The following is a 12,979-nucleotide window of genomic DNA, read 5'->3' as shown; positions in this document are numbered from 1 at the left end:
GCGGCGAGGTCCGCCGGGCCGTGCGAACACGCAAGCGAGCGCAACCGAAAAACGGCATTCGTCAGGTGAGGATCGGAAGAAGCGGGCATGCGCCCCGCTGTGCACGTCAGCGGGCGGGTAGCAATTTGTGGAGACGCGGCATCAGGTCCATCGGGATCAGGAACTGGCGTGCTTCCGCGATGAACACGCCCGACAGCAATGCAAGCAGCAGCATCGTTACGGCGCCCTTGACCGGCTGGGACAGGGAGTTGGGTTGCAACTTGTCGGCCGCGCGCGTCACGAGGCCGAAACCGATGTCAATGAGCACCAGCACCAACAACACCGGCGCGGCGAACTTCACGGTCGTAGCCATCAGATTGTCGACCTCATTGAGGAAGAAGACCTCGGACAACCCCTTCATCGAAGGAAGCGGCGACAGTAACGGCCAGATCTGAAACGACTCGAACATCGCCTTGAGCACCACTAGCATGCCGCCCATCGAGAAAAATGCGGCAATGACAAGCTGCAAGAGCGTGTCGGACACCGGCGTGCTCTGCTGCCCGCTCAGCGGATTGGTCAATTGAACATTGTTGTAGCCGGCCTGCGTGTCGATGAGCGCGCCCACGCACTCGGCGGCCCAGAACACCGTAGAGGCCGCAAAGCCGAGCATCAGTCCGATGATGGCCTCCTTGATAGTCAGCATCGTCCACATCGTCGGCGTCAGCATGTCGACACCTTGCCAGGAAGCACCGAAGGCAATGAACATTCCGAACAACACCACCACGCCGTTGCGAACCATGCCCTGCAGCGCTTCTCCCGCTGTGGCCGGCAAGACCATGAAGACCACATAGAGCCGAATGCTGCAGAGCGCGACCGTCTTGAGCACGTCGCCGAACGCCGAGCCCATGTGCGCGAGATCCAACTCAGGCATGTTCGCCAGCCCCTCCCGGCACGGAACTCCGCCTGCCGATGCGGGCGCTCGCCATTTCCTCTGCTTCTTCATCGGCCGCTTCGTCTTCCGCCTGCAGCTTTTCGGACAAAGCCCGCGCGATGCGGGCGTCGAAGCGGTCGATGCGCTCGGCATTGGCGCGAACCGCCGCCTGCGCCGCCACCACCTGCCGCTGCTGCCACTGCTCGCTCGACTCGCATCGCTTGAGCACTTTCTCGGCCTCGGCCTTGCGAACCGCTCCGACGTCCATCGCGTGATCTGCCGCTCTCACACCCTCTGGCGTGAAGGCCGTGTCATAGAGCTGCGAGCGCTGCACCGCAGCCTGCGAGAGTGCCTCCTCGCACTCGGCGAGTTTTTGCCGAGTAGCCTGGGACTCCTCCGAGCAGCGCGTCAATTCGGCTCGTTGCGTCGCAAGCGCTTTCTCCAGCTCGTCGCCGCGCCGACGGCGAATGCCCGCAAGCACGCGCAGGCTGCGGATCTGAGGATCTACCATGCGCGCCTCATTGCACCAGCGACGCGAGGTGCGCCAAGGTATCGTCGAATGGCCGCAAGTCGCTGGTGGCCTGGTTCAGAAACGCGCGGATGCCCTCGATGCGCTCGACGGCCATGTCGGCCTGCGCATCATTGCCGGGCTTGTATTCGCCGACCTGCAACAGCATCTCGACCTCGTCGTACTTGGCCATCAGGCTGCGCAACGTCGATGCCATTGCCACGTGCTGCCCGGGAACGACCTGGGTCATCACCCGGCTGAGGCTGCCGAGCACATCGATCGCCGGGTACTGGTTCTTTGCTGCGATGCGGCGCGACAGGATCATGTGGCCGTCGAGAATGCCGCGCACTTCCTCCGCGATCGGGTCGCCGCCGCTCTCGTCCTCTGCAAGCACCGTGTACAGCGCCGTGATCGACCCGCGCTCGCCCATGCCCGTGCGCTCCAGAAGTCGCGGCAGTTCTGCGAACACCGAGGGCGGAAATCCCCTTCGCGCTGGCGGTTCGCCGGCGGCCAGGCCGATCTCGCGCTGGGCGCGGGCAAAACGGGTGAGCGAGTCCATCATCAGCAACACCTTCTGCCCCTGGTCCCGGAAATACTCCGCAACGGCGGTGGCCACATACGCCGCCTTGGCGCGCTCTATCGAGGAACGGTCGGACGTTGCGCACACCACCACGGAGCGCGCCATCCCCTCGGCGCCCAGAATGAACTCGATGAATTCACGGACCTCGCGGCCCCGCTCGCCGATCAGCCCGATCACGCTGACGTCGCACTGGGCACCCCGCGCCAGCATGCCCATCAACGTGCTCTTGCCGGCGCCGGCCGGCGCAAAGATGCCCATGCGCTGGCCTTCGCCCAGAGTCATCAGTCCGTCGATGATGCGCACGCCCGTGGGCAATGGGTGCTCGATCATCGCGCGGCGCATCGGATTCGGAGGATCGGCAAACACTGGACGATCTTCGCCGCCGACGATGGGGCCCTTGCCGTCGATAGGGTCGCCAAGGCCGCTGATGACGCGGCCCAGCAGCTGCGGCCCCACGCGCACCGACAACGGCTTGCCGGTGCCCACGACGCGCGTCGTGTCGCTGACGCCCGTCAGGCCACCGAAAGGAGACAGTACCGCGCCGCCCTTGCCGAACCCGACCACCTCCGCACGCTGGAAACGGCGGCCGCGCTGATCCTCGAGATCGCACAGCTCACCCACGCGGACGTCGAGTCCGCTTGCGCGGATGAGCGTGCCCACCACCTCGAAGACCTTGCCCGTGCGCTTGAGCACTGACTCGTATTTCAATTCGGCTTCGAGTGCCTTGGCGAAATGCAGGAGATCGGTTGGAGGAGGCACCATGCCTCGAACTATGAAGACTCTCGGCTCGCGGAGCACCGCGCTTGGCGAAGCAGGCAACGCCAAACCGAACGAAAGGCGTCTAAGCCTCGTCCAGAATCGCGAAGTTCGAACTGTCGGACGACTGCGCTTCGCCGTCGCCGGCGAGTCGCTCTCCCTGCATCTGGAGCACCATGTGCTGCGCGGCCCGGTCCATCGCGCGCTGGATCGCTTCCAACTGGGTCTGCAAGCCCGCGTCGATCAGGCCCTGGTCGGACTCGAAAAGACAGCTGCCGGGCGCTAGATCGGAGTCGGGCTTGACCTCGATCTGCAACCTGCCGGACGTACAAGGCGCGAACACCGAAACCGCCGCAAGCGCATTTTCGAGTTCCGCGGGGCACACACGAAGTGTTGCCATCGGCACATCCTGCACGAGCCTGGAGATCGCATTGAGCGAGCGGCTGAACAGCGTCACGCGGTCCTCCTGTTCGAAAATGTGCTCCAGCGCCAGAGAGACGATCCGGCTCAGGCGCTCTGTCTGGCGCACCAGGGTTCGCTGGGTCGATGCAGCTTCAAGCAACGCGCCCTCCGTCCATTGCTCGGCGGCACGTTCAAGCCCTTGTGCCAGTCCTTCCCCGTACGCACGCTCCCGCTCGGTCTGCGCCGCCGACAACTGCGCCTGAACCTCTGCGATGGCTTCGGAGCGCAGCTGTGCGACTTCCTGCTCCGCGTCCTCGAGTAGACGGCCATGCACGTCCTGCACCGTTCGCATCGCATCGATCAACTCCGTCAGCTGGGTGAAATCGGCAGCGCGGACGATGCCGTCCTCTACGCCGACAGTGCACGATCCATATCTGAACCAAACAACCATTCGAGCTCCGGAAAATATTGAGGAAGACCTTCGATCACGCGAACGATGGATCGGCTCGCCGGCTCCGGGGCAGCCCCGTCAAGCCGCAAAGGGGCCTCGGGCAGGGTCAACGGCAGGCTCAGCCTGGCCATCCGCGTGAGCACCGGGTGATGCCACACCCCCTCGTCGCGCATTAGGCGAAAACCTTCTGCCGCCAGCCGTTCCTGCGCGACATCCGGCACCGCAAGCGGGTTAGACACCTGGAGGCCGCGCATCGTCGTACTCGTCAGTTTCTCGTAGGCGCTTTCACCCACGCCATCGATCAGGAGCTTGCGCACCGCGCGCCCGACGGAGCGGCGAATGCTCTCGCGCCGCGTGTCGAGCGCGAACACGGCAAGCACCTTCAGCAAACTGTCCCGGTCCAGCAACACCAACCGGTGCACCGGATCGCGAAATTCTGCGAGCGATGGCCAGGCAAGGCCGAAGATGGCCTCGAGCAGAGCAGCCTGCCGGCCTGGCGGCAGACGCGCGGACGAAGCCGCTGCCTGATCGCCGAGGTGTCCAAACGCTTTGTCGACCCAGGCTGGATGCAGATCGACCTGCCACGATGCCGCCTTGCGGTCCACTGCTTGCAGCAACCGCGCCAGCGACGTCTTCATGATGCGGGCTTTCGCACATCAGGGGATGCCCCGCGCGGCTTGACGAACCGCTCGCGCCACGCCGGGGGAAACCAGGCCGGGCGTAGCAACGCGGTCACCAGGAGCGCCAGGAGCGCGCCCGCCAGGGCGAGCGCCAGAACCCAGACGACAGGCACGGGTCGGATTTTCTCGACACGATGCCGCGCGGCCATCTCCATCGGCGCTGCCGCGACGACAGTCACATTGACATTGTCGTAAGACAGCCCCTCCACGCTGCGCATCACTAGGTTCTTCACCACCGGCGTGAGCGTGGAGACATTGACGTCGGGCCGATGCTTGATAAACACCGACGCGCTCGACGGCTTCACGTCCTTGGCCAACGGATCGTTGTTGGGCAGCACGACGTGCACGCGCGCAGTGATCACGCCGTCGATCGATGTCAACGTGGCAGCCAGTTCCTGCGAAACGCCGTGGATGAACCGCACGCGTTCTTCGGTCGGCGTGGAGATCAGCCCGTCCTTCTTGAACACGTCGCCCAGGCTCTGGTGGGCCTGCGCGGGCAGCCCGTTGGCGCGCAGCACCAGAAGCGCTTCGCCAAGTTGCTCGCCCTCGACCGAGATCGTCCAGGTCTTGCCGTCGGGAGACTTCTTTGCCGCGGTGATCTCGGCATTTAACAGCACGCCGAGCATCTCGTTGGCGTCCGCCTCGGCGAGCTTCGAGTAAAGGTCTTCCTTGCACCCCACCAGCGCGAGCGCGGTACATGCCCACAGAAGCGCTGCGCAAGACGACTGCCGTACAGACGCGCACAACTTAAGACCCGTGAACTCACGCATGGCTAGAATTTTTTTCACTGATTCTTCAACAGAGACTGCAAGCTCTTGTTTGCGCCGGAAGCTATTGAAGTGGCTGCCTGCATGCGAAACGTATCGATTGAAACCGAATTGCTGAGTTCGATTGTTGCCATCGTCAGTTCGGATGGAGTCATGAAAGGGGCCTGCTCTCGCAAACTCACTATTTTTTGTTCGGCGTGTTTCATAGGATCATTGCCGTCGGCCATCATGTACGTCAATGCACTGTCTTGAGGTGTCGGCGGTGCGGCATTCACTGCATGAGGCGATTCCATCATCGTTCGAAAACGGCTCGTCAACTCCTCCACGGAAGGGCTGTTGGGCGAGGAAGGCGCTGTTTGCACCAACGACGGACTGACTGTGGCCGATAGCGTTACGTTCGCAGCAGCAACGGCGGAAAGTGGTTCGACGGGAGACATGGCAAAGTCCTACGTGAGATAGCTGATTGAAAACCGAAGTCGGAGCGGATACGGTCTGGTCAACACCGCGTCCCCATGTAGTGCGACATGGCGAATGGGCTGCAATCCTCCGGGGCCTCGACCTTGGAGACCTCGAAAGGGTCTCCACGTTCGAGGCGATCAAGGCAATCGAGAATAGCGTTTGCCTTCTCATCGGCTGGCAGTTCGCGAGCTTCCTTGACGTAGGCCTGCCAGAGGCCATTGCGCTGCTGACGCAACACGAATGCAAGCACGGCTTTCACAATGGGCGTGTCGGGATTCTTCGCATCCGTTTCTTCGAGCAACACGCGAGCCGACTGAAGGTCGTTGCACTCGCTCAGCTGTTGAGCTTCTGCGACGGCGAGCAACGGCAAACCCGGGCGTAGTTTCCGAATCCCCCGCAGCACCGGCAGAGTGTGTTCACTTACCTCTAACTCAATTCCTACATAGAACACTCCAACTAGCGCGTCTACGAGCTGCTGGTCGGCGGATGCTGAATTCATACGGTTCCCCGGTTCTTTTCCCGAACTCTTGAAAATGTTGGATATCCGTCGCAATGGTCACGTGCCGTCGACGACGGGACGTGACCGAGAGCGGGCTTCAGACCGTCGGCTTTAACTCCGAATTTTCGGAGCCTTGGCCTTGGCCTTGACCTTGGCTTTGCATTGCTTTAAGCAGTTCCACGAGCTTCGAGAGCAAATCCAGCAAGCTGTCTTGCGCTTTCTGCGCGCCACCCGGAGGCCCACTTTGATCGGGTCCTTGACTGCCCTCTGGGCCTTGGCTGGCGCCAGCCCCTTGACTGCCCTCCGCCCCTTGGCCGGCACCAGCCCCTTGGCTGCCCCCCGAGCCTTGGCCAGCACCGGCACCTTGGCTGCCGCCCGAGCCTTGGCCAGCACCGGCACCTTCGGAATCCCCTTGACCGAAGAGCTTACGGATTAGGTCGTCGAGCGAAAATCCAGGCGGTGAATTTTGCGTGTCTTGACTTGCCGATCTGGCCTCATCGCACGCTTTTTTCAGTTTTCCCAGTAGTTCCTCTAGGCCGTCTAGGGCTTTTGACGTGGGACTTCCGGTATGGCCGCCATGCGGCTTTAGAAAGGCGAGGTTCGGACCTGTCGCATTTATCATTTTGGCTCTCTTGATAGTTGAACAATGCTTGCTGATTACGCCTGCGAGGTGGCCTTGAGCAAATTGATGCTGGCCTTACGAAGATTGAAGACCGCTTCCATCGTCCCCATTGCCTCAATATCCTCGAGATTCTTGTTGGCGTCTGCGAGTCGTGTGTTCACCACGGAATGGGCGCCAGCCATTCCCGTAGCGGAGGTGACCTCGGCGCCGGCGGCGCCCTTGACACTGTTGGCGTTGACGTTGGTGGACGGGCTAAGAAGATGGCTCATGATGAAAAAACTTTCGGGTTGATGAAAATACAGCCATTCGGCGCGCGTGCTCGATGAGCACATGCCCCACAAGCGCCGGCTGTGAAAGGCGCTTAGGTTCTTGAATCAGCTTGATCCAGCAGCTGTCGCGCAAAGCGCCGCGCGTCGCCGTCGTTACTGACGGCCAAGGTCTCCTCGCACAGGCGAATCCACTCTGGGTCTCCGGCAATCTTCAATGCCAGAGCCACGGAGATCTTGGCGCTCTCTGCGCCCGGCCAATCGTCCATGCCCTCAGTGAGCAGTTCACGCGCCGGTTGCGTCTCGCCACCGATAGCGCTCGCGAGCGCCAAGGTGATGCGCAGATGCCTGTTGTCCCCCAGCATCGTCGAGAGCGTGCGAAAAAGGTATGCAACATCGTCGAACTGCGCGTGCATCTGGCCGACCATCATGGTGGAAACCAGCCTGCGCACCAGTTCGACTTGGTACGCGGCGGAACTGCGCTGTGGCTGCGCCGGCAGTGGCGCGGGCGAGAGAGGAAGACCGTACTGGGCTGCGACATTCATCGTGAAATTCCTGGTGTGTTCGTCGGTGAAAGGCCTGGCGTTCAGACGTGCAACTCCGCGCCGTGGGCCTTGCGCCAAGCCATCAGAAGAATCCGCGATGAGGCCGCGAATGCGTCGCACAGCAATTGGGCATGCTGTTTCTGGCCATAGTCGACCGTGCGCAGTTGCATTTCGCGGCTCTTCAATTCCGCCTGGCCGAAGTACTCGACGAGTTCACGCGTCTTGCTTCCCTCAATGTCCTGAAGGATGGTTGTCTGCAGATCCTTGAAGTCGTCGATAAGGCTGGCTGGTGGGTTCAATGCTTCGGTGGTGGTCATGGTGTCTTTCCTTTGCGGGGGAGGGCTGGGGAGTCACTCGTCGTCCCGGGTCGGGCCGATGCGGCGAGTGCAGCCGGTATTTCGGAAACAGGTGCGGAATCGTTCAGGTCGACCTCCAGCAAGGCGCCAGCCATTGCAATGTGCTTGACGCCGTCGCGGGTCTGGACGACCGACAGGCGGTCCTGGTCCATGCGAGAGAGGATCGGACCCATCGGATCGTTGCCGAGGGTCTTCGACAAGCTCGCGTTGATCGTCTTCACCACAGGTGAAAGGTCGGCACCGATGCGATCGATGGATGCACGTGCGGCGCGCTCGTCGGTCACGTCGGCCACCACGCTGAATACGCCTCCGCCGTTGTGACGCACGCTTGCATTCATCAGCCCCGCCGCGCCGCGAATGGTTTCAGCAATGTCGGTGGCCACGGCAAAACGGGACACGACCGTGTAGGGAACACGCGCGGCGGCTAGCGTTGCGCGCGCCGCCGCGGCGTGCTGGCCATCTTCGACAAGGCCATTCACATAGATGGTTCGAAGCTCGATCGACGCAGTCAGCTCGCCCGGCGATACCTTGTCGAGGGCGCGCTGAAGAATGACCCTCGCCTCCTCGAGTGTCGGCTCGGGAACCGATTGCGACCTTGCCTCGAATCCGGGCCACAGGAGCCCGATGGAAGCCGCCATCGCCGCGGTGAAGAGCCAAGGCAGGAGTCTTGCGAATGGCCCCTCCCGAACCCAGCGCACCACACTCTTTCGAGGTGGTGAAAACACGGCCGAGAGCAATTGCACGTCATTGGGCCAGGGCCTCTTGCGCGGACCCACGCACAACACGATTCCATCGAATTCCCGCGGCGCGAGCTCGGCGAGAACCATGCTTCGCTCGACCGGCTTGCGCCCGGCGCCTTCGGCATCGGCCGGCGGTGTCTCCTGCCAGCTGGCGGTGACGGATTCGCCGGACACGCACAGCAAGACCGGTGCGAATGACCAATCGGTGATCACGACGTCGGCGTCGCTGTGGGCGCCGATGACATGGGACCCCTGGGAGAGATCCAGATGCGCGCCGACGTGCTGGCCGGTCAGGATGCGCAGGCGTTTCATCGCGCGCTCCATTCGACTGCGGAATCCAGGTCGGCGACGTACTGCGCTAGGGACAGCGCATTGCCGGGCATTGCGGCCTCCAGAAGAACGAGAGCGGGCGGCTCTACAGCTGCCTGGTCCGACTGCGCCGTATGCGTGCTCTTGCCGGAGGCTCGGGGTTGCGGCGCGACCGGTGCGGGAACCTCCACCGGCAGCACGGCAGAGGGTTGCGACGAGACTGGCGCAGGCACCTCTACAGGCAGCACAACAGAGGATTGCGGAGCGACCGGCGCAGGCACGGCTACAGCTGGCGCGGCCGGGGGCTGCGCTGAAACCGGCGCAGCCCCCCCCACAGACGGCAGCGACGAGGTCTCTGAAGGCCGCAATTCCACCGCCGGCTTCAGGCTCACGAGTTTCGGCGTGATCAGAAAGAGTCGTTCACGCCTGGACTTGACGCCCTCGTCATGACGGAACAACCCTCCGACCAGCGGCACCTTCGACAGGCCCGGCAGGCCACTGCGCCCGGTGGTGTCAGTCTCGACGGAGATGCCTCCGATGAGCAAGCTCTCACCTTCCAACAAGGCTGCATCAGTACGGATCTCGGTCTTCTTGATGATCGGGATGGAATCGACAAGCGCGCCCTCGAAGCTGCCGTCCTCGATATATAGCGACAGCCGAACCTCTCTGCGGCCGCCATTGAGCACGATCTGAGGCATGACCTGCAACGTGGTGCCTGCCTCCACGGTGTACAGGCCGACATCCAGATTTCCAGCGACACGAACCGACGCCTGTCGCTTGTCGATCATGCTGGCCATGCGGTTGGCGGTGCCTAGCACCTTGGGATGCGCAATGATGCGTGCATTGCCCGTGCTCTCCAGTGCACGGATACGTGCGAGCAACGAGCGTCCCGCATTGGAGATCAGCGTAGTCACGTTCGGTAGGCCAATGTTCACCGCAGGACCATTGCTCGTTCCCACGCTCGGACTGCCCGACGACACGGCAAGACTGCCGCCCGCGGACCGCGAGAACTCCCACTCGATACCGAGCGAATCGTAGGATTCGCTGCTCACGTCGATGATCGTCGCCTCTATCTCCACGAGCGCCTGCGGCACGTCGAGTTGGCGAATGAGCTCCTGGTACTGGTTCATCCGCTCAGGCACGCCGCGCACGATGATCGAATTCGATGCTTCGTCCGCCTGAAAGAAAGGCACGTCATCCTGCGAGACCTCGCCGCCGACTTCAGGCACGATCAGCCGCCCCGCCGCATCGCGCACGCCGTCCTTGCGGGCAGATCCGCCCTGAGGGTCCGCGGCACGCGCACCGTAAGCCATCTCCATCGCGCGGCGCTTGCTCGGATTTCCATTCGAAGACGTGTCGGCGCCCCCCGCCGAGTTGGCCTCCGGCGCCCCCCCTGCAGCTCGCGCCCCCCGAGTGAACAGGTTGTTGAGCGTGGTCGCCAAGCCCGGGACCCGGACGTTGCCCGACACCCGGTCTGACGCCGTGACGTTGGTCAGCGGGAACACCCGAATGGCAGCGCCCACGCGATCCCGGGCGGTGCCGTCTAGCGTATCGATGACGGTCTGCACGAGTTCGATATGCCGAGGCGGGCCATACGCGAGTAGAGTCTGCTCCGCATCGTTGAAGCGCAGTGGAAAGCGCGGGTCGCCCAGCCCCATCGAAGAAAGCATGTGGCTTACGCTGTCGCGAGAGTAGCCGCGCATGCGGAAAAGGCGGCTCTGCATCATGCGCGATGGGTACACGAACAAGGTCACACCGTCGTAGTACCAGATGATTCCGTAGCTCTTGCCGAGCGCATCGAGGAACGCCGCAGGCTTGGCGTCGAACTGCCCGTTGACGGAGCCATCGACGCCCGCATCGATGACTATTGAGATAGTCTGCGAGGCGGCAAAATCCTGCAGCACCTCCGTGAGTCGCTTGCCATCAGCGCGATAGGTGAAGCGCGTGCTTGGCAGTTCCGCGTGCGCGGCGAAAGCCTGAGTCATCAGCGCAATAGCCAGGATTAATGCGGATCGCATGACAGGTTGAACTCCAGTTTTTCGTCATCGGTGCAGCAGGTGCGCCGCACTCTCAGGTCACTACGGTAAGTCGTAGATCGGACTGTCATTGCGCAACAAGCGAAGAGGCAAGCTGTAACGCGAATCTGTGCGCAACTCGCCTGCTCAGATCATGTGGAGCTGCTGCCAGACGGGTTGATGCAGCGCGAGGATTTCCCCCACTTGGCGGCGGATCTCCGGCAGCTCGGCATTGCCGACTGGCAATGGCTCCGCACCCGCTGCGACTGGCACACCCTGGGGAGAACGCTGGTCGGCAATCGCCTGGCAGCTCCAATGCGCGATCGCCTCGATGTTCACCGAATATGGATCGTGCCGAAGCGCGTGATACACGAGCCGCTGCAGCGGGCTCGCAGCCACACCGGTTCCGAGCAAGGGCGAGGCCAGCACCCGATAACGGTCATTCAACATGGCGTCCAGCGCTATCTCGGCGTTCAGGCGCCACGACGCGGCCTTGCGGATCGGATCGGGATTCAATAGGAATGGCGCACCCTGGCTGTGCCACTCGAGCAGGATGATGATGTTGAAGATCGTTTTTGGCGCGCAGCCGATGTGCTCGACGATATCCAGGACAGACATCGGTCCGCGCTCGAGCAGATCGAGAATCGGACCGATGAAACCGCCGGCCGCATTCGCATCCTTCACCAACTCGCCCAGCGTCGCATGCTGGCGCGGCACCGTCAGCGCGATGCCGATCTGCCCCAACCATTGGCGGCGCCGCGCCGCACTCGTGCGGCGTGCACCTTTGATGAAAATGTCGCTTCGAAAAGCAGTGTTCTGCAAGTAGTCGAGCAAGGTCTCCCGCATCACCGGGTCGTCGACGGATTCGATGATCTCGCGCTGCGCCGGCGGCAACTCGCTGGGATCTACGTTGGTGCTCAGCTCCGCGGAGACCGCGAATTCGAGCTTGGCTTCAGCCATGTCGCGCACGACATCGGCGTGATAGAGCGCCTGCCACGATTCATTGAGGTATTCGTGGGCCAGGTATGTCGGTTTTTCCCTTGCCCACGACTCGAGCCTGTGATGCAGGATCGGGTTCGCGTGACTGGATGAAAAGTACAACGCCTCGGCTCGGGACAACCGGTCGATCAGGTCCTTTGCCCCCGCGACCTGCGTGCCCGGGCTCCCGGGCCGAACACGCGCGTGTTCGAGCACCAGACGCTGCAGCGGCGCCGCAATCGACCATCCCGGCAGCGCGTTGTAGCTCACATAGACGATGCCACCGGGCTTGAGGTAGCGCGCGATAAAGTCGACGATATGACGACGGTTCACGGCATTGATCCATGAGTAGACGCCGTGCATGGTGATGAAATCGAGGCCCGGAAGGTCGACCTCGCCGGCCGCCAGTTGCGCAAAGCTTTTCTCTAGGTGCGTCACGTTCCTCAATCGGGCGGCGGTTGCAAGTTCTCGGCCCGTCGCCACATGCTCCGGCATGAAATCGGCCGCAAAGAATTGCGCGTGCGGGTTGCTCGCCGCGATGACGTTCGAGGTAAAACCCTGTCCCGAGCCGAGTTCGAAATACGTGAAGGGCTTGCGCGTATCCACAGGCTCGAAACCGTTGAGCGCGCATGCCGCGCTCAGGTAGACGGGGCTCTGCCTACGGTAGTAGCCGCTGGTGTACGCCTCTTTCACGACGTAACCTTCGTTCCAAGCCATCGCTTCACTCCTGGTTTTACTGATGATCAAATTCAGGTTAGTCAGGTGATTTCGATAGCAACGGTGGGCTGGCGAAGTGCCCGCAGTAATAACGAACACGCGCCCGCTATGTGCGGCCCTCCCTTCTTCGCGGTTTCTGACAATTGGCTACTGCCGCCCTCGTCGGAGAAGGGTTTCGAAGATTCTTTTTTGGGACTTCTCAACGCGTTCCAGAATATCCAACGAACGTCGCCCGCTCAATTGCGAGCGATCGTGAATTGCTGGTATCGAAGCGGAACTCGTTGGTGCGATACGGAAGAAAATCCACCAAGCCTCGCTGGCCAGGCGCACTACGATGGGCCTGAATGATCGACATCTATACCCGAGCGGAAAGCAGGTGCGTGATCGACGACCGCTTAAACAACTCGAGGCCGCAGTGA

At 62.3% G+C, this 12,979-nt stretch carries 14 protein-coding genes; all 14 read right to left on the bottom strand.

The genetic code is table 11. The features are described 5' to 3' along the window. Positions 1-106: 106 nt before the first annotated feature. A complete protein-coding gene (sctT, locus tag BM133_RS23610; protein WP_093439123.1) occupies positions 107-910 on the bottom strand; it encodes a type III secretion system export apparatus subunit SctT in 804 nt (267 codons plus the stop codon). Then, positions 903-1,421 (bottom strand): hypothetical protein, encoded by a 519-nt coding sequence (locus BM133_RS23605; RefSeq protein WP_093439121.1) that lies wholly within the window; start codon positions 1,419-1,421, stop codon positions 903-905. The genes sctT and BM133_RS23605 overlap by 8 nt, the downstream gene beginning before the upstream one ends. Before the next feature lie 7 nt (positions 1,422-1,428). After that, entirely contained in the window at positions 1,429-2,760 is a 1,332-nt protein-coding gene (sctN, locus tag BM133_RS23600) for a type III secretion system ATPase SctN (RefSeq protein ID WP_093439118.1), read from the bottom strand. Between the two features lie 79 nt (positions 2,761-2,839). Continuing rightward, a complete protein-coding gene (locus BM133_RS23595; protein WP_093439115.1) occupies positions 2,840-3,607 on the bottom strand; it encodes a FliH/SctL family protein in 768 nt (255 codons plus the stop codon). Then, positions 3,565-4,245 carry a type III secretion protein HrpB4 gene (locus BM133_RS23590; RefSeq protein ID WP_093439113.1) on the bottom strand — a complete coding sequence of 227 codons (681 nt, stop codon included), beginning with the start codon at positions 4,243-4,245 and terminating at the stop codon, positions 3,565-3,567. The genes BM133_RS23595 and BM133_RS23590 overlap by 43 nt, the downstream gene beginning before the upstream one ends. Next, positions 4,242-5,057 carry a type III secretion system inner membrane ring lipoprotein SctJ gene (gene sctJ / locus BM133_RS23585; protein ID WP_093439110.1) on the bottom strand — a complete coding sequence of 272 codons (816 nt, stop codon included), beginning with the start codon at positions 5,055-5,057 and terminating at the stop codon, positions 4,242-4,244. Before sctJ ends, BM133_RS23590 begins: the two co-directional genes overlap by 4 nt. 14 nt (positions 5,058-5,071) lie before the next feature. Next, a complete protein-coding gene (locus tag BM133_RS34780; protein ID WP_143100198.1) occupies positions 5,072-5,491 on the bottom strand; it encodes a hypothetical protein in 420 nt (139 codons plus the stop codon). Positions 5,492-5,550: 59 nt separating this feature from the next. Further along, the gene (locus BM133_RS23580; RefSeq protein WP_093439108.1) at positions 5,551-6,012 is read right to left on the bottom strand and encodes an HrpB1 family type III secretion system apparatus protein; all 462 of its coding nucleotides are present in this window, start codon (positions 6,010-6,012) and stop codon (positions 5,551-5,553) included. A 657-nt stretch (positions 6,013-6,669) separates the two neighbouring features. Further along, positions 6,670-6,903, bottom strand: coding sequence for a hypothetical protein (locus BM133_RS23570; RefSeq protein ID WP_143100197.1), 234 nt, complete (start codon positions 6,901-6,903; stop codon positions 6,670-6,672). Positions 6,904-6,995: 92 nt separating this feature from the next. Further along, entirely contained in the window at positions 6,996-7,445 is a 450-nt protein-coding gene (locus BM133_RS23565; RefSeq protein WP_093439100.1) for an HrpB1 family type III secretion system apparatus protein, read from the bottom strand. 41 nt (positions 7,446-7,486) lie between these two features. After that, positions 7,487-7,762 (bottom strand): hypothetical protein, encoded by a 276-nt coding sequence (locus BM133_RS23560; RefSeq protein WP_093439098.1) that lies wholly within the window; start codon positions 7,760-7,762, stop codon positions 7,487-7,489. Continuing rightward, entirely contained in the window at positions 7,759-8,853 is a 1,095-nt protein-coding gene (locus tag BM133_RS23555; RefSeq protein WP_143100196.1) for a hypothetical protein, read from the bottom strand. The genes BM133_RS23560 and BM133_RS23555 overlap by 4 nt, the downstream gene beginning before the upstream one ends. After that, a complete protein-coding gene (gene sctC, locus BM133_RS23550) occupies positions 8,850-10,868 on the bottom strand; it encodes a type III secretion system outer membrane ring subunit SctC (protein ID WP_093439093.1) in 2,019 nt (672 codons plus the stop codon). Before sctC ends, BM133_RS23555 begins: the two co-directional genes overlap by 4 nt. Before the next feature lie 144 nt (positions 10,869-11,012). After that, complete coding sequence (locus BM133_RS23545; RefSeq protein ID WP_093439090.1) at positions 11,013-12,560, bottom strand: class I SAM-dependent methyltransferase; 1,548 nt, start codon at positions 12,558-12,560, stop codon at positions 11,013-11,015. Positions 12,561-12,979: the final 419 nt, after the last annotated feature.

The sequence above is a fragment of the Variovorax sp. 770b2 genome, assembly GCF_900115685.1.
GTDB lineage: Bacteria > Pseudomonadota > Gammaproteobacteria > Burkholderiales > Burkholderiaceae_C > Variovorax.
The sequence above is the reverse complement of the archived record's forward strand: the minus strand, read 5'-3'. Positions and strand labels throughout refer to the sequence as shown.